The organism is Burkholderia sp. MR1-5-21 (assembly GCF_053427715.1).
On sequence record NZ_JBSAXD010000002.1, the window covers coordinates 86,945 to 104,340 of the forward strand.

Annotated in this window: 14 protein-coding genes; 4 read left to right on the forward strand and 10 right to left on the reverse strand. The window is 68.7% G+C overall.

Annotated features, from left to right (window positions below):
• Positions 1-310: 310 nt before the first annotated feature.
• From ACV229_RS03000 to ACV229_RS03010, 3 genes are read left to right on the forward strand one after another with little or no spacing between them, the layout of a single operon-like run.
• Positions 311-3,538: an efflux RND transporter permease subunit gene (locus tag ACV229_RS03000; RefSeq protein WP_448081643.1), complete on the forward strand. Its 3,228-nt coding sequence runs from the start codon at positions 311-313 to the stop codon at positions 3,536-3,538.
• A 60-nt stretch (positions 3,539-3,598) separates the two neighbouring features.
• On the forward strand, positions 3,599-5,185 hold the full coding sequence (locus ACV229_RS03005; RefSeq protein ID WP_448081644.1) for an efflux RND transporter periplasmic adaptor subunit: 1,587 nt from the start codon (positions 3,599-3,601) through the stop codon (positions 5,183-5,185).
• 32 nt (positions 5,186-5,217) lie between these two features.
• Complete coding sequence (locus tag ACV229_RS03010) at positions 5,218-6,684, forward strand: efflux transporter outer membrane subunit (protein ID WP_448081645.1); 1,467 nt, start codon at positions 5,218-5,220, stop codon at positions 6,682-6,684.
• Here ACV229_RS03010 and ACV229_RS03015 read toward each other — a convergent pair.
• Together ACV229_RS03015 and ACV229_RS03020 are read right to left on the reverse strand one after the other, a co-directional pair.
• On the reverse strand, positions 6,674-8,155 hold the full coding sequence (locus tag ACV229_RS03015; protein WP_448081646.1) for a heavy metal sensor histidine kinase: 1,482 nt from the start codon (positions 8,153-8,155) through the stop codon (positions 6,674-6,676). The two genes, ACV229_RS03010 and ACV229_RS03015, sit on opposite strands and share 11 nt — an antisense overlap.
• Positions 8,152-8,829 carry a heavy metal response regulator transcription factor gene (locus ACV229_RS03020; RefSeq protein WP_448081647.1) on the reverse strand — a complete coding sequence of 226 codons (678 nt, stop codon included), beginning with the start codon at positions 8,827-8,829 and terminating at the stop codon, positions 8,152-8,154. Before ACV229_RS03020 ends, ACV229_RS03015 begins: the two co-directional genes overlap by 4 nt.
• A 181-nt stretch (positions 8,830-9,010) precedes the next feature.
• On the opposite strand from ACV229_RS03020, the gene ACV229_RS03025 reads away from it, so the two are divergent.
• Positions 9,011-9,295, forward strand: a complete 285-nt coding sequence (locus tag ACV229_RS03025; protein WP_448081648.1) for a DUF4148 domain-containing protein — start codon at positions 9,011-9,013, stop codon at positions 9,293-9,295.
• 49 nt (positions 9,296-9,344) lie between these two features.
• On the opposite strand, the gene ACV229_RS03030 is transcribed toward ACV229_RS03025, so the two are convergent.
• The 8 genes from ACV229_RS03030 to ACV229_RS03065 all read right to left on the reverse strand — a co-directional run bounded on the left by ACV229_RS03030 (position 9,345) and on the right by ACV229_RS03065 (position 17,310).
• On the reverse strand, positions 9,345-10,490 hold the full coding sequence (locus ACV229_RS03030; protein ID WP_448081649.1) for a porin: 1,146 nt from the start codon (positions 10,488-10,490) through the stop codon (positions 9,345-9,347).
• A 107-nt stretch (positions 10,491-10,597) separates the two neighbouring features.
• The gene (locus ACV229_RS03035; protein WP_448081650.1) at positions 10,598-11,581 is read right to left on the reverse strand and encodes a LysR family transcriptional regulator; all 984 of its coding nucleotides are present in this window, start codon (positions 11,579-11,581) and stop codon (positions 10,598-10,600) included.
• 341 nt (positions 11,582-11,922) lie between these two features.
• Entirely contained in the window at positions 11,923-12,135 is a 213-nt protein-coding gene (locus tag ACV229_RS03040; protein ID WP_448081651.1) for a hypothetical protein, read from the reverse strand.
• 218 nt (positions 12,136-12,353) lie between these two features.
• Positions 12,354-12,791 carry a hypothetical protein gene (locus ACV229_RS03045; protein ID WP_448081652.1) on the reverse strand — a complete coding sequence of 146 codons (438 nt, stop codon included), beginning with the start codon at positions 12,789-12,791 and terminating at the stop codon, positions 12,354-12,356.
• Between the two features lie 312 nt (positions 12,792-13,103).
• The gene (locus tag ACV229_RS03050) at positions 13,104-14,045 is read right to left on the reverse strand and encodes an ABC transporter permease (RefSeq protein ID WP_448081653.1); all 942 of its coding nucleotides are present in this window, start codon (positions 14,043-14,045) and stop codon (positions 13,104-13,106) included.
• Positions 14,045-14,917 carry an ABC transporter permease gene (locus ACV229_RS03055; protein ID WP_448081654.1) on the reverse strand — a complete coding sequence of 291 codons (873 nt, stop codon included), beginning with the start codon at positions 14,915-14,917 and terminating at the stop codon, positions 14,045-14,047. Before ACV229_RS03055 ends, ACV229_RS03050 begins: the two co-directional genes overlap by 1 nt.
• Before the next feature lie 61 nt (positions 14,918-14,978).
• Positions 14,979-16,058 carry an ABC transporter ATP-binding protein gene (locus ACV229_RS03060; protein WP_448081655.1) on the reverse strand — a complete coding sequence of 360 codons (1,080 nt, stop codon included), beginning with the start codon at positions 16,056-16,058 and terminating at the stop codon, positions 14,979-14,981.
• An 85-nt stretch (positions 16,059-16,143) separates the two neighbouring features.
• Positions 16,144-17,310: an ABC transporter substrate-binding protein gene (locus tag ACV229_RS03065; protein ID WP_448081656.1), complete on the reverse strand. Its 1,167-nt coding sequence runs from the start codon at positions 17,308-17,310 to the stop codon at positions 16,144-16,146.
• Between the last annotated feature and the right edge of the window lie 86 nt (positions 17,311-17,396).

The window sequence follows — 17,396 nt, forward strand, 5'->3', positions numbered from 1 at the left end:
GATGAAGTGTCGAAATGTCGATGCACGCGCATCGTCGCTGCGCGGCCGGCCTGACCGCCGGTGCGGTGCATCGGCCGACACGTTCATTGTGGCGAGCGGCCCCTGCACGACCCTGACCGCCAGATGACAAATTCGCAATCTGCCGATCGTCGTGCAGATCGCGGATTTGTGCTGGATCGCGCCGGATTCGTGTAGAGGGCAGATAACAGGTTCGTAATCTTCGGGTCAGACGCGGGTCAACGCGCGGGCAGCACACTGCGCACTCGCCGTATCGACGCGGCGACCGTGCCCTGCTTCGAGGAACAACATCATGTGGATCGTCCGCCTCGCATTGCGCAGGCCCTACACGTTCGTCGTGCTCGCGCTGCTGATCTTCATCGCGGGGCCGCTCGCGATCCTGCGCACCCCGACCGACATCTTTCCGAACATCGACATTCCGGTCGTCAGCATCGTCTGGTCGTACAACGGCTTCTCGGCCGAGGACATGGCCAAGCGGATCACGTCGAACTACGAACGCGCGCTCACGTCCGATGTCGACGACATCGAGCACATCGAGTCGCAGTCGCTGAACGGCGTGTCGGTCGTGAAGATCTTTTTCCACCCGGGCGCCGACATCAATCGCGCGATCGCGGAAGCCGCGAGCAACTCGGCGTCGATCCTGCGCATCCTGCCGCCGGGCACGCTGCCGCCGAACATCATCACGTACAACGCGTCGACGGTGCCGATCCTGCAGCTCGGGCTGTCGAGCGACACGCTCGCCGAGCAGCAGCTGTACGACCTCGGCAACAGCTTCATCCGCACGCAGCTCGCGACCGTGCAAGGCGCGGCCGTGCCGCTGCCGTTCGGCGGCAAGATCCGCCAGATCGTCGTCGATCTCGACACGCGCGCGCTGCAGGCGAAGGGCCTCGCGCCGATCGACGTCGTCAACGCGATCAACGCGCAGAACCTGATCCTGCCGGGCGGCACCGCGAAGATCGGCACGCGCGAATACAACGTGCAGATGAACGGCAGCACGCAGACGGTCGCCGCGCTGAACAACCTGCCGGTCAAGACCATCGGCGGCAATGTCGTCTACGTGCGCGACGTCGCGCACGTGCGCGACGGCTATGCGCCGCAGACCAACATCGTGCGCGCCGACGGCAAGCGCGCGGCGCTGCTCACCGTCGAGAAGACCGGCAGCGCATCGACGCTCACGATCATTGACCAGGTGAAGGCGATGCTGCCGAAGATCGCGGCCGGCCTGCCGAAGGCGCTGCACATCAGCGCGCTCGGCGACCAGTCGGTGTTCGTGAAGTCGGCGATCCAGGGCGTCGTGCGCGAGGCGCTGATCGCCGCGTGCCTGACCGCGCTGATGATCCTGCTGTTCCTCGGCAGCTGGCGCGCGACGCTGATCATCGCGGTGTCGATTCCGCTCGCGGTGCTGAGCTCGCTGCTCGCGCTGTCGGCACTTGGCGAGACGATCAACATCATGACGCTCGGCGGGCTCGCGCTCGCGGTCGGCATCCTCGTCGACGATGCGACGGTCGCGATCGAGAACATCACGCACCACCTCGAACGCGGCGCGCCGCTCGAGGACGCGATCCTGACCGGCGCGGGCGAGATCGCGGTGCCGACCTTCGTGTCGACGCTGTCGATCTGCATCGTGTTCGTGCCGATGTTCCTGCTGACCGGCGTCGCGCGCTATCTGTTCGTGCCGATGGCCGAAGCCGTGATCTTCGCGATGGCCGCGTCGTATTTCTTCTCGCGCACGCTGGTGCCGACGCTCGCGATGGTGCTGATGCGCGCACGCGGCCACGGCAGGCCGCCGCGCGGCGTGTTCGCGCCCATCGCGCGCTTCCAGGCGGGCTTCGAGCGTCGCTTCGAGGCCGCCCGGCTGCGCTATCGCGCGCTGCTGTCGGCGGCGATCGCGCATCGCCGCCGCTTCGCGGCCGCGTTCCTGCTCGCGTGCGTCGCGTCGACGAGCCTGTTCGCATTCGCGGGCCGCGACTTCTTCCCGTCGGTCGACACGGGCGAGATCCGGCTGCACCTGCGCGCGCCGACCGGCACGCGGATCGAGGAAACCGCGCGCATCACCGACGAGGTCGAGGCGCGCATCCGCTCGGTGATTCCGGCGAACGAACTGGCCGGCGTGCTCGACAACATCGGCGTGCCGGTGAGCGGGATCAACCTCACGTACGACTCGTCCGACCCGGTCGGCACCGGCGACGCCGACGTGATGATCACGCTGAAGCCGAACCACCACCCGACCGCCACGTACGTGTCGACGCTGCGCAACCAGCTCGCGCAGGCGTTCCCCGGCGTGACGTTCGCGTTCCTGCCGGCCGACATCGTCAGCCAGATCCTCAACTTCGGGCTGCCGGCGCCGATCGACATCCAGATCGTCGGCAACAGGCTCGACCAGAACCGCGCGGTTGCGAACCGCCTGCTCGCGCAACTGCGCGGCGTGCGCGGCCTCGTCGACGCGCGCATCCAGCAACCCGGCGACGAACCGGCGATCGACGTAAACGTCGACCGCACGAAGGCGATCCAGGCCGGGCTCCAGCAGCGCGACGTGTCGCAGAACCTGCTGATCGCGCTGTCCGGCAGTTCGCAGACGACGCCGAACTTCTGGCTCGATCCGCGCAATGGCGTCAGCTATCCGGTGCTGGTGCAGACGCCGCAGTACGCGGTCGATTCGCTGCAGGCGCTCGCGAACGTGCCGCTGCCGACCGACGCCCGCGCGCCGCAGACGCCCGCCGACGGACCGGCCGCCGGCGCGCCCGCGCAAAACCTGCTCGGCACGCTCGGCACCTTCACGCGCGCGACGCAGCAGGCGGTCGTATCGCACTACAACGTGCAGCCCGTGCTCGACATCTTCGCGTCGGTGCAGGGCCGCGACCTCGGCGGCGTCACGGCCGACGTGACCAAGCTCGTCGACGACGCGCGCGCGCAGCTGCCGCCCGGCTCGTCGATCGTGCTGCGCGGCCAGGTGCAGGCGATGCACGAAGCGTTCGGCGGGCTGCTCACCGGCCTCGTGTTCGCGATCGCGCTCGTCTACCTGCTGATGGTCGTCAACTTCCAGTCGTGGCTCGACCCGCTCGTGATCGTCAGCGGCCTGCCCGCGTCGCTCGCGGGCATCGCGTGGATGCTGTTCGTCACGAACACGACGCTGTCGGTGCCCGCGCTGACCGGCACGATCCTGTGCATCGGCATCGCGACCGCGAACAGCATTCTCGTCGTCAACGCGGCGCGCGAGCGGATCGGCGACGGCGCGCCGCCGTGGCAGGCCGCGCTCGACGCCGGCTTCGGCCGCTTCCGCCCGGTCGTGATGACCGCGCTCGCGATGCTGATCGGCATGCTGCCGATGGCGCTCGGCCTCGGCGACGGCGGCGAGCAGAACGCGCCGCTCGGCCGCGCGGTGATCGGCGGCCTCGCGTTCGGCACGATCTCGACGCTGCTGTTCGTGCCCGTCGTGTTCGGCTTCGTCCATGCGTGGCTCGCGCGGCGCCGCGACGCGGCCGCTGCGCGCCGCGCGCAGGACACGCCCGCGATGCCCTGATTCGTCCCGAGCAATCCTGACCCGTTCCGATTCCGTCCGACTCGCCCGATCCCACCGACCATGAACGACTCGACCGAACCCCTCGCCCCGCCGCCGAGCGCCGATGCGCCTGTTGCGTCCAATACATCCAATACGTTCGAGACACCCGCGGCTGCGACTGCGCGTGCCGATGCGCACGATGCCCCCGATGCACGAGGCGAGCACGACGCTCCCGAATCGGCGCCGCCTCGCCGCCGGCGATCGCTGAAGGCCCCGCTCGCCGCGATCGCGGCCGCCGTCGCGCTGCTCGCGATCGGCATCGTGCCGCGTATCGACGCGCGCGCCGCACAGCGCACGCAGGTCGCCGCGCAGCAGGCGCTGCCGGTCTCGGTGATCCTGCCCGGCGCCGCGCCCGCGAGCCAGACGCTGACGCTGCCCGGCTCGGTGATGCCCTACGCGGAGGCATCGATCTACGCGCGCACGAGCGGCTACATCGCGCACTGGCGCGCCGACATCGGCACGCACGTGACGGCCGGCGAGACGCTTGCACAGATCGCCGCGCCCGATCTCGACGCGCAGTTGCGGCAGGCGCGCGCCGACGCGGCGACCGCGCAGGCGAACTACGACTATGCGAAATCGACCGCGCGGCGCTGGCAGGACATGCTGAAGACGCAGTCGGTGTCGCAGCAGGACACCGACACGAAGGTCGCCGACATGAATGCGAAGCGCGCGATGCTCGCGTCCGCGCAGGCGAACGTCGCGCACCTGACCGAGCTCGTGTCGTACGAGGCGATCACCGCGCCGTTCGACGGCGTGATCACCGCGCGCAACGTCGACGTCGGCACGCTCGTCACGGCGGGCGGCACGCCGGGCAGTCCGGGGCTTTCCGGCGAGCTGTTCCATCTCGAGCAGACCGACCGGCTGCGCGTGTTCGTCGACGTGCCGCAGGACAGCGCGGCGGGCATCTCGGCCGGCACGGCCGTCTACCTGACCACGCAGCAGTACCCGGGGCGGCGCTTCGCCGCGCACGTCGCACGCAGCGCCGGCGCGATCGATCCCGTCACGCGCACGCTGCGCGTCGAGATCGACGTCGACAACCGCGACGGCGCGCTGATGCCGGGCGCGTACGCACAGACCCACCTGCTCGTGCCGAGCGCGGCGCCCGCGTTCGAGCTGCCTGTCAGCGCGCTGCTGTACCGGCCGGACGGCGTGACGGTCGCGACCGTCGGCGCGAACGGCCGCACCGCGCTGAAGACCGTGCAGATCGGGCGGGATTTCGGCACGCACGTCGAGATCGTTTCGGGACTTGGCGCGACCGATCGCGTGATCGACAACCCGGGGGATTCGATTGCGGCCGGCGAGGCCGTGCGGGTCGTGTCGGTTGCGCACAGCGCGGTGCCGGCAGGCGCGGCTTCGGCGTCCGGCGCGATCGCCGCAAGCGCGTCGGGCGCCGTGTCGCCGTCCGCCGGCTCGGCCGCCGCCCGGCCCAATGCATCCGTTGCACCGACCGCCGGCACGTCCGCTAACGGAACGATACCGGCAACGCCCGTCGTCGCGGGATCGGCTGTCGCGACGACTCGCGCAGCAGGCACGCTGCCCAAGCCTGTCGCGGCGGTTTCCGCTGCGGGCAACACTATCCCGCCCGCAGGGGCGAGTGGCCGGGGCTGACCCGTCGAACCGAACAGCAAGGATTGCAAAGCATGCGCCCCTTCAGACCACTCCCATTCGCGCGCCGCGTCGTTGCGCTCGGCGTCGCCGCCATGCTCGCCGCCTGCTCGACGCTGCCGCCCTATTCCCGTCCCGCCGTCGCGATCCCCGCGCATTACGCGGGCGCGCCGGCCGCGCAGCCCGGCTGGAATGTCGCGGCACCGGCCGACGCCGTGCCGCGCGGCACGTGGTGGACCGTGTTCGGCGACACCGACCTGAACGCGCTCGAGGCGCGCGTCGACGTGTCGAACCAGACCGTGAAGAAAGCGGTCGCGAACTTGCAGGAAGCACGCGCGATGGTCGACTACCAGCATGCCGGCTTCCTGCCGACGGTGACGGCGGGCGTCGCGCAAAGCCGATCACGCATTTCGCAGAACAAGCTCGGCTCGTCGCTCGCGGGCAAGACCACGCCCGATTATCTGGCCGGCCTCACCGCGAGCTGGGAACCCGATGTATTCGGCCGCGTGCGCGACGCGGTGGCCGGCGCACAGGCGAACGCCGACGCGAGTGCCGCCGACCTGCAGGCCGTGAAGCTGTCGGTCGCTGCCGAACTCGCGACCGACTATTTCGCGCTGCGCTCGCTCGACACGCAAAAGCAGTTGCTCGACGACACCGTGAACGCGTACGCCGATGCGCTGAAACTGCTGAAGCAGCAGCTCGCGGCGGGCGCGATCGATGCGTCCGCGGTCGCACAGGCCGCGACGCAGCTCGAATCGACCCGCACGCAGAATGCCGACATCGACGTGTCGCGCGCGCAGCTCCAGCATGCGATCGCGACGCTCGTCGGCGAGAACGCTTCGACCTTCACGCTGCCGCCGCGCGTGCAACCGTTCGACGTGCCGGTGATTCCTGCCGGCATGCCGGCGCAACTGCTCGAACGCCGGCCCGATATCGCGGCCGCCGAACGCCGCGTCGCCGCCGCGAATGCGCAGATCGGCGAGGCGCACGCCGCATTCTTCCCCGATCTCGTGCTGTCGGCGAGCGCGGGCCTCGAGAGTTCGTTCTTCGCGCCGTGGCTCACCGCGCCGAGCCTGTTCTGGTCGCTCGGCCCGCAACTCGTCGGCACGCTGTTCGACGGCGGGCGCCGCAGCGCGACGCTGCGCGGCGCGACCGCGCAGTACGACGGCGCGGTCGCCGACTACCGGCAGACCGTGCTCGTCGCGTTCCAGCAGGTCGAGGATGAACTGTCGGCGATGAACACGCTGGCGTCGGAGGCCGGCAGCCAGCAGCGCGCGAGCGACGCGGCGGACCTGTCGCTGCGGCTGACGACGAACCGCTTCAACGCGGGCGCGGTGAGTTACCTCGACGTCGTGACCGCGCAGACGATCGCGCTGTCGAACCGGCGCCTCGCCGACCAGATCGCCGCACGCCGGATGGAAGCCGCGGTCGCGCTGCTGAAAGCGCTCGGCGGCGGCTGGCAGGCTGCGCGCGCGGATGCGGTCACGCCGCCTAAGTCTTGAGGAAATCGAGGATGAAACGCGTGCCCGCCGCGTCGCTCTCGACGCGCGCGGTGCCGCCGTGCAGCTCCATCACCGAGCGTACGATCGCGAGGCCGAGCCCGGCGGTGCCGCCCGGGCCGCCGCCGCTGCGTGCCGGATCGCCGCGCACGAAGCGCTCGAAGATGCGCGGCAACAGCGCCGGATCGATCGGCTCGCCCGGGTTCGCGACGACGACCTGCACCGACGCCGCGGTTTCGCGCACGCTCAGCGTGATCTCGCCGCCCTTTGGCGTATAGCGCAGTGCGTTCGCGAGCAGGTTGCTGACCGCGCGGCGGAACAGCTCGATGTCGGCGGTCAGCCGGCCGCTGCCTTCGACCCGGAGCACCGAGCCGGCTTCGTCGGCGAGCCCTTCGAAATAACCGGCGATGCGGGTCAGCTCGTCGTGCACGTCGAACGCGCGCTGGCGCGTGACGAAACCCGGATGCTCGGCGCGCGCGAGGAACAGCACGTTCTCGATCATCCGCGCGAGCCGGTCGTATTCCTCGAGATTCGATTCGAGCAGCGCCTGGTACTCGTCGGTCGAGCGCGGCCGCGCGAGCGCGACCTCGGTCGCGCCGCGCATGTTGTTCAGCGGCGTGCGCAGGTCGTGCGCGAGATCCGCGCTGAACTGCGACAGGTGCCCGAACGCCTGCTGCAGACGGCCGAGCATCGCATTCTGCGCGTCGACGAGCGTGCGCAGCTCGCGCGGCGCACGCGATGCGTCGAGCCGCGTGTCGAGCTTGTCGACGGTGATCCGGCCGGTGTTCGTCACGATCTCGCGCAGCGGCGCGAGCGTCGTGCGGATCAGCCAGTAGCTGAGCAGCATCGCGAGCAGCACGCCGAGCGCGCCTGCAAGCTTCAGCTTGTCGCGATAGCTGTCGAGCAGGCGCATGCGGTCGCTCATGTTGCGCGCGACCGCGATCCGGATCAGCGTATGGTCGCGCAGCGCGGCATCGGTGACGACGCCGCGCACGGGCATATCGTCGTCGGCGGTCCAGCTCGCGATCTGCGCGTCGGTGATCCGCGCGTCGGCGGGCACGGGCGCGACGTGCGGCGGAAACAGTTCGGCATCGGGTGGTGCGGTGTCGGGCGTGCCGGACGCGGGAGTTGCGGGAGATGCGGAAGCCGGCAGGTCCTCGAATTCGGTCCGCTCGACGTTGTGACGCGCGAGCACGTTGCCCTTCGCATCGGCGACGGCCATCGACAGCGCCTTGTTGCCAAGCACGAGGCTCGTCAGGCGATCCGCGTGCGCGCGCACGCCGCCGAGCGAGTCGAGCTCGCCCGCGAGCCGGCGCGCGTGCCGCGCGGCGAGCACGATGTCGAGATCGTCCTGCGTGCGCACCTGCCGCTCGAGCCCGACATACACATAGCTGCCGACGAGCGCGAACACCGCGAGCGTGGTCGCGCCGAACGCCACCGCGAGGGTCGCCGTCAGCGAACGGCCGAGCGTCATGCGCTTTCCTTCGGTTCGAGCACGTAGCCGACGCCGCGCACCGTGTGGATCAGCTTGACGGGGAAATCGTCGTCGATCTTCGCGCGCAGGCGGCGGATCGCGACCTCGACGACGTTGGTGTCGCTGTCGAAGTTCATGTCCCATACGTACGACGCGATCTGCGTGCGGCTCAGCACCTCGCCGTGCCGGCGCGCGAGCAGCTGCAGCAGCGCGAATTCGCGCGGGGTCAGGTCGATCCGCACGGAGCCGCGCCGCACGCGGCGGCGCACGACGTCCATTTCCAGGTCGCCGACCGTGATCCGCTCGGTCTCGCGCGGCGGCCCGCGGCGCGCCAGCGTGCGCACCCGCGCGAGCAGCTCGACGAACGCGAACGGCTTCACGAGATAGTCGTCCGCGCCGAGCTCGAGCCCGTGCACGCGGTCCTGCACGTCGTCGCGCGCGGTCAGGAACAGCACGGGCGTCGTGTGCGTCTCGCGCAGCCGCTTCAGCACGCCCCAGCCGTCGAGCACGGGCAGCATCACGTCGAGCACGATCACGTCATAGGTTTCTTCCTGCGCGAGCAGCAGCCCTTCCGCGCCGTCTTTCGCGAGATCGACGCTGAAGCCGGATTCCTCGAGCCCCTTCTTCAGGTACGCGCCCGTCTTCGGCTCGTCTTCGACTATCAGGATGCGCATGATCGGCTCCGGTGATCCCATGCGCCGATGTTACCGGGAAACGGTTGGCGCGGAACGCGTCGCGGCCGCGCGAAGGCCGTTGATTACCGAACTGTAATCCGCGGGTCAGTTTCGCGACGGGCGCGGCAACCAGAATGGAAAGCGTGGGCCCCCCCACTCATTCATTCGCCAAGGAGTCGCCATGAAAATCGTCGCTGCCTTCGTCGTTGCCGCGCTCACGCTGCCGTTCGGCGCGTCGGCGTTCGCCCAGTCCACCCAGGCGCCGCTCACGCGCGCCGAAGTCCGTCAGCAGCTGATCGACGCACAAGCCGACGGTCTGCTGCCGTCGAACCGGAACGACTATCCGCCGTCGCCGGCCCAGGTCGCGCGGAATCGCCAGCTTTATGCGATCCAGCATGATCTGCCGATGCCGACCGCGACCGCGTCGATCGGCACGCCGGCCGACGTGTCGACGTCATCGCAATGACGCCGCGCCGGGCGCGGCGCGAGGCCGCCGCGTCCGGCAGGTGTGCACATCAGAACTGATGGCGCATTGCGACGCGCACGACGAACTGGTTCGACGTCGACGACGGCAACGCCGCGCCGGTGATGTACGCGGTGTCGAGCGGCGCCGCGATCGCGTTGCCGCCCGCCAGGTGCTGAACCATCCCCTGTACGTACACGTCGGTGCGTGGCGACAGGAAGTAGTCGGCCATCAGGCCCGCCTGATGCCATTTCGGCTTCACGTTGCCGGCCGCGCTGTCGAAGCGGCCGAGCGTGTACGTGTACATTCCGCCGACGAACAGGTTCTTGGCGAACTGGTATTTCGCGTTCACCTCGAAGTTGTCGAACTTGAGGCTGTTCGCCGGGTTCGCGAAGCTGCCGACGTAGGTCGAGCCCGTCGCGTCGTCGACGCTCGTATGGCTGTACACGAAGCCGAGCAGCAGCGCGCCGATCGAGTAGTTGATCCCGGCGCCCCACACCTGCTGGCGGCCCGCGAAGAAATCAGTGTCGTCGGTCGCGAGCGAGCCCGCCTGGCTGCCGCCCGGATTGTCGATCCGCATGTAGGCGGCGGCGAGGGTCAGCGATCCGCCCGTGTACTGCGCGCCGACGCTGTAAGCGCGATTGTTCGCGAACCCGCCGGCCTGGTTGCTGAAACCGTACAGGCCGCCGAACGAGAAGCCGCCGTAGGTGCGACTCGTGTACTTGACGGTGTTGTTCAGGCGGAACGAGTTGTCGGTGTTGTCGTTGTCGTACGGGTGCGACATCAGGTAGCCGGCCCAGTTGCCGTTCGCAGTCAGCGGCGCGAGGTAGTCGACGACCGAGTCGTACTGGCGGCCGAACGTCAGCGAGCCGTACCGGTCCGACGCGAGCCCGACATACGCCTGCCGGCCGAACATCCGGCCACCCTGCCCGAGTGCGCCGGAATTGACGTCGAAGCCGTTCTCGAGCTGGAAGATCGCCTTCAGTCCGCCGCCGAGGTCCTCGGCGCCCTTCACCCCCCAGCGGCTGCCTTGCGCGAAGCCGCTCTGCATCTGCCAGGTCGCGTGGCCGCCCGCGCTGTTCGTATAGTTCAGTCCTTCGTCGATCACGCCGTACAGGGTCACGCTGCTTTGCGCGAATCCGGTCAGCGGCACGAGTGCGGCGCCGGCGGCAAAGCCGGCGATGAATCGCTTTTTCATGATGGTCGGGATTCCAGGTGTGCGTTGAGAATCGCCGGCCGCTTCCGCATGCGCGATTGCATTCGCGTTCGATGACGGAAACGTGACGGCCGCACACACTGTAGGTGCTACGAATTTTCGGTCGGGATCAATTCAGAATTGACCGGCTCGTGTCGCGTCCCGTCCACGCCGGCCGCCGCATTGCCGTTGCATGCCGGGTCGTTTCGGCGGTAGTGCGCGACGACGAATTCGACGAAATTCTGCACTGCGAACGTCTGACGGGACTGCTTCGCATACAGCGCCCACACGGTACGCTCGCCGTCGCGCAATGCGGCATGCGCGAGCAGCGGCCGCAGCGCGCCGCTGTCCAGCTCAGCCGCGATCAGTGCGCGCGGCAGCCGCGCGATGCCGAGTCCCGCGAGCGCCGCGCGCTTGACCGTCAGCGGCGGCTGCGCATTCAGGATCGGCCGCACGGCCGCACGGTACGTGCCGTAGTCGTCGCCGAATTCCCAGTAGCTGCCCGGCGCGTCCGTGGTCAGCAGCGCGTCGTGCGACGCCAGCTCGTCAGGCGCCTGCGGCGCGCCGTGGCGCGCGAGATAGTCCGGACTGGCGACGATCACGTCGCCCATCCGCGCGAGCGAACGGCACACGAGCGTCGAATCGCGCAGCCGGCGCTCGGTGCCGAAGCACACGTCGAAATCGGTGACGGCGACGTCGGCCATGCTGTCGAACACCGTCAGATCGAACGTGGTGCGCGGCTCGAACGCGCGATGCGCGGCGAGCAGGCGCGGCAGGTCGGTCGACGCGAACGACGCGGACGCGGCAAGCTTCAGCGTCGCGGCCGGCATGCCGGCCGCCATCGCGATGCACGCGTCCATCGATTCGAGCAGCCTGATCAGTTCGGTGCAGTGCTGCCGGTAGAGTTCGCCCGTCGTCGTCAGCGACATGCTGCGCGTCGTGCGGTTGACGAGTTGCGCGCCGAGATGCTTTTCGAGCAGCGCGACGCTGCGCGTGACGACCGATGCGGAGACGCCGAGGTTTTTCGCGGCCTTCGCGAAGCTCCGGTGCTCGGCTACCTTGACGAAGGTGCGAATGGACGCAAGCTGGTTCATGACGCGCTCCGGATGGAACCCGGGACGATCACGGCAGCAGCAGAAGCCCGCACGGCCAGGCGCCGGCGCGGATCGACCCGGTTCGGGGATGGGATGCGAGACAGCGTAGCGTGCGCGACCTTACCTGCTGCGCACCCGGACATTACATTCCGGTCATCTGGGCGCGGTGCGCGGGGATGCGCAAGGAATGGACGAGGACCGCGGCGCGGATCGGGCGGATCGGGCGGATCGGGCGGATCGGGCGGATCGGGCGGATCGAACGGCTCGGGCCGGCGCGGACGGCGATGCGGGGTGGGTGTCGGGCGGGAAAACCGGCGTGCCGTTGCGGCACGCCATCGCGATCAGTATGCGGACATCTCGACGCACGGGTCGGCCGACGTCGGCGCGCAAACGGCCGAATACTTCGCGCTTTCGCGCATCAGCGCTTCGCCTTGATGCAGCGCATCCTTGATCTCCGGATGCTGCGCGTACGCGAGGAACGCGGAACACACGACCGCGGACATGCAGATCATCGAAAAAGCAATTCTTTCAATAGCTTGGAAACGTTCAGGCATGGTTCGACCTTTCTTCAAGGTCGACATTATATCTCAAAATCAGGGTTTTCCCTGATGAGGTATTGGCGGGCGTGACGCGGTATCCGGCGGTACGCGAAAAGTCGACCGGCATCGTGAGTTGCGCATCGCGTCATTCGTCTGACGATAACGTGCGGGCCGCGCCGATGGACGACGTTCGAGCGAACGCGCGCCGGCGCAGCCGGTGCATGGACAGCCGCTTACTGCGGCGCCGACGCCGCGCTCGCCGCGTTCCCCGGCCAGGCCTTGCCGATCCGGTCGATCATCGATTTCGCCGCGCCCGTCGCGAGCGCCGCGTCGACGTTCGACGTCTGCCATGCGCCGTCGGCGCCTTGCACGAAGGTCAGTTCCGCACGCGTCGGCGCATTGTCGGGGTTGCGCCACGTGAACACGACGTTGCACGTGTAGGTGCGCTCGCTGGCCTTCTTGCAGTCGCCGTCGGCCTTGATCGACACGACGTCGGCCGACACCGGCAGCGGCTGGCCGAGCAGCGCGTTCAGGCCGCCGTGGTTTTCGGCTTCGAGCGAGCGCCGTACGGCCGCGTCGATGTCGGTCGCGCCGGGGCCGTCATGGAACAGGTTGCAGGCGGCGACGAGCATCGTCGAGACGCCGAGCGTCAGCAGCGTGTGGAGCTTCATGGCAATCCGTGATTCGGGGTGCGTCGGAAAGCGCGCCGCGCCGGCGCCCCGGAAGACGCCGGCTGCGCGCCGGTATGCCGCGTAGTCTGCAACGTTCGCGCCCCGTACGCGGTATCCATTTGTAACCAATTGCATGGGGCTGTCGCGCGGCACTGCACGTCGGCGTGGCGCGGTAAGCATCCGCGGTACGTATCGCGTTGCCGCAAACCGGCGCATGGCAGCAAGCCGTCGGCCGATCCGGACGAAGGGCGGCCAACGACAGACCGCCGCCACCCTGCCCGTCCCGCGTGAAGGATGAGTCCGCTACTGCTGCTACTGCCGCTCCTGCTTCACGCGGCTCACGAGCTGCGTCGGGCTCACGAACTGCAGCGCGATCACGACCCACACGAGCGTGATCGCCATGTAGATCATCGCCATCGCGTCGATCGACTGCGGCGCGCGCACGCCGGTCGAGAACACCGCGTAGTACAGCGCGACGACGAGCGTCTGTGTGCTCGGCCCGGCCGTGAAGAACGTCAGCTCGAACATCCCGATCGTGCGCACCAGCACGAGCAGCCCCGCCGCGAGCATGCCCGGCACCAGCAGCGGCAGCAGCACGTAGCGGAAATAGCGCCACGTGTTCGCGCCGAAGATGCGCGCGGCCGATTCGAGGTTCGGGTCGATCTGCTCGATGAACGGCGTCATCACGAGGATCACGAACGGCAGCGCGGGCACGAGGTTCGCGAGGATCACGCCGGACAGCGTGCCCGCGAGCCCGACCTTGTACATCACGGTCGCCATCGGAATGCCGTACGTGACGGGCGGCACCATCAGCGGCAACAGGAACACCAGCAGCGCGAAGCGCTTGCCCGGAAACTGCGCGCGCGCGAGCGCATACGCGGCCGGCACGCCGAGCGCGATCGACAGCAGCACGACCGCGCCGACCACCTCGACCGTCACCCACAGCACGCTCGCGAGCTGGAAGTCCTCCCACGCCTTCGCGTACCAGTGCAGCGTGAAGCCCTGCGGCAACGGCGTGCCGAACCAGCGGGTCGCGACCGAGTTCACGGCGACGGTCGCGATCAGCAGCATAACGTTCAGCAGGAAGAACGCCATCACGCCCCAGACGAGCGCCCGCCACGCCCGGGCGGCGACGCTGCTGCGCACCTTGGGCGGTTTCATCGCGTTGACGGGCCGCGTGCCGTCGTCGCGTCGCGCGTCGTGCTGGCCGGACTGCGACGGCCAGGTCCGCGCGGCATGGTTGTCGGTCGCCATCAGCCCTTGCCTCCCGTCACCGGACCCGTATAGAAGAAACGGCGCGCGCCGAGCATCGACGCGACCACCAGCAACTGCACGAATCCCATCACCATCGCGATCGCCGACGCGAGCGAATAGTCGTAGCTCTCGAACGCGGCCTCGGCCGCGGCAATCGAGATCACGCGCGTCGGGCCGGCCGGCGCGCCGAGCAGCACGGCCGACGGGAACACTGAAAACGCCTGCACGAACGACAGGCACGCGGCCATCGTGAGCCCCGGCACGAGGAGCGGCAGGTAGATCTGCCGGAACTGCTGCCATGGGTTCGCGCCGAGCGTGGCCGCCGCGCGGGCGAGCGTCGGGTCGATGCCGCTGATGTACGACAGCATCAGCAGGAACGCGAACGGAAAGCCCGACACGATCAGCGACAGCAGCACGCCCCAGTAGTTGTGCGTGAGGCGCACTTCGTCCGTGTACAGGTGCAGCCCCTGCAGCGCCTGCGGGAACCAGCCGTTCGGGCCGAAGTACGTGAGCATCCCGTCCGCGACGAGCACCGTGCCGAGCGTGACGGGGATCACGAGCAGCGTCGTCACGAACTTCTGGTACGGCGAGTTGCGGCGCAGCGCGAACGCGACCGGCACCGATACGCCGACATTGATCAGCGTCGCCGGCACCGCGAGCTTCAGCGTGACGATCACGGTCGGCCACATCGCGGTGTCGGTGAAGAACTGCACGTAGTTCGCGAGCACGCCGCCGCCGTTCATCGGCTGGAACGACAGCGCGAGCCCATAAGCGAACGGATAGATGAACAGCGCGACGATGAAGCCGAGCGCGGGCGTGACGAGCCAGCCTTTCGCGTCGCGCGGTGCGCCGGGTGCGAGGAGCGTGCTCATGCCGCCTCCCGCCGGACCACCCCTTCAGCGGGCAGCGAACGAATGCGAGCGTGGGACGCGTTCATGCCGTTTCTCCGTCGTAGACGAGCGTGCACGATGGCGCGACGCGCAGGCGCAGGCGCTCGCCCTCCGCGAATTCGCCGGCGACGCGCGCCCAGATCTTGCCGAACGGCGCGACCGCGCGGATCAGCGAATCGCGTCCGCCGTATTCGACGGTCTCGACCGTGACGTCGAACGCATTGTCGTCGGCCGCATCGGCCCGCTCGAAATCGTCGGGGCGCAGCGCGACCACGACGTCCTTGCGGTCGAAGCCGGCCATCGGCACGCCGGTGAGCCGCACGCCCGACGCGGCGACCGTCACGTAGTCGCCCGCCATTCCTTCGAGCGTGAACGACATGACGTTGCGATAGCCCATGAAGCGCGCGACGTGCAGGTTGTGCGGCCGCGTATAGACCTCCTTCGGCGACGCGACCTGCTGGACGACGCCCTCCTTCATCACGACGATCCGGTCGGCCATCGACAGCGCCTCGTCCTGGTCGTGCGTCACGTAGATCGTCGCGCGTTCGAGCTGCGTGTGGATGCGGCGGATCTCCGCGCGCATCTCGATGCGCAGCTTCGTGTCGAGGTTCGACAGCGGCTCGTCCATCAGCACGAGCGGCGGCTCGATCACGATCGCGCGCGCGATCGCGACGCGCTGCTGCTGGCCGCCCGACAGCTGGCCGGGCAGCTTGCCTTCGTGGCCGACGAGCTGCACGAGCTCGAGCGCCTCCTTCGCGCGCGTGCGAGTTTCCTGCCTCGACATGCCGCGCATCTTGAGGCCGAAGCCGACGTTGTCGAGCACCGACATGTGCGGGAACAGCGCGTAGTTCTGGAACACCATGCCGAACCCGCGGCGCTCGGGCGGCAGCACGTCGATACGCGTGTCGTCGAGCCAGATGCCGCCGCTCGTGAGCGGCTGCAGGCCCGCGATGCAGTTGAGCGCCGTCGACTTGCCGCAGCCGGACGGGCCGAGCAGCGCGATGAACTCGCCGCGCCGGATGTCGAGATCGAGCCCGCGCAGCGCGGCGACCTGCGCGCCTTCCGCATTGGTGAAGCTGCGGCATACCGCGTCGAGGCGCAGCTGTTCGAAAGTGTGCTTCATCACGTGTTCCTGACTGCCTCCGATGGCGCGGGCGCCGCAGCGCCCGCGATGTCATGCGTGATTCCGGTGCGTGCTTTTCGTCGCGTTACTTCGACTTCTGCGAACCGATCTCGCGGTCCCACTTCTGGAAAGCGGCGACCATCGCCTGCGCGTTGAGCGGCTGCACGTGCGGACGATCGGCGAGGAGCTTCGCGTACTCGGGACGGCCGAACTTCCGGATCACCTCCTGGCTGTGCGCGGGCGCCATCTCGAGCGTCACGCCCTTCACGGCCGGGCCCGGATAGAAGTAGCCGTCGTCGTAGGTCATCGCCTGCTGTGGCGGCTCGAGCAGGAAGTTCATCAGCTTGTACAGCGCGTCGAGCTTCTCTTTCGGCACGCCCTTCGGGATCACCATGTAGTGCGCGTCGTTGACCCACGTCATGTTGTCGAACGCCTGGATCCGGAACTCGGCCGGCACGATGCCGAGTGCGCGCGGGTTCAGGTCCCAGCCGGTGACGGTCACCGTCATGTCGCGCGTGCCCTCGCCGAGCTCCTTCATCACGGCCGACGTGCCGCCCGGGTAGTACGGGACGCAGTCGTTCAGTTCCTTGAGGAACGCCCAGGTCTTGTCCCAGCCGTTGATCGGGTCCTGCGGGTTCTTGTCGCCGAGCACGTACGGCAGCCCCATCAGGAACGTGCGGCCCGGGCCCGAGTTCGCCGGCCGCGCGTAGATCAGCTTGTTCGGGTGCGCCTTGCACCACGCGAGCAGTTGCGCGGGCGTCTTCGGCGGATCGCTGACCTTCGACGGGTTGTATTCGAGCAGCGGCCCGGCCGGCATGTACGTGACTTCGAGGCCGAAGCCTTGCGCGAGATCCTGCATCTTGCGCGGGCCCGGCGCGTACCTGTCGAGCACGCCGGGGAACGCGCCCGCGTTGTCGGGCAGCAGCTTCAGCCACAGGTTCTGCTCGATGCCGGCCGCGAGCGCGTCGGTGCCGGTCAGCACGAGGTCGATGTCGGAGCGGCCGGCCGCCTGCATCGCCTTGATCTTGCCGGGCAGCTGCGGCGCCGGCGCGTTCGTGAACGTGACGTTCGACACGAGGTTCGGATTCTTGTCCCTGAACGCCTCGATCGCCTTTTGCGTGAGCTGCAGATTGCCTGCGACGTCGACGACGTTGATCGATACCGGCGCGGCGACAGCCGCCGCAGCCGACAGCGTGAAGCCCAGCGCCAAGGCGATGCGGCGGACGCGGCGCGCGATCCTGGATAAGTTCATGTCTCCTCTCTTGCGGTCAGGTGGATGGGACCTTTCTTTCGGGAAATCATGACTTTGTTATACGATGTCGGTCAACAAAAAACCGT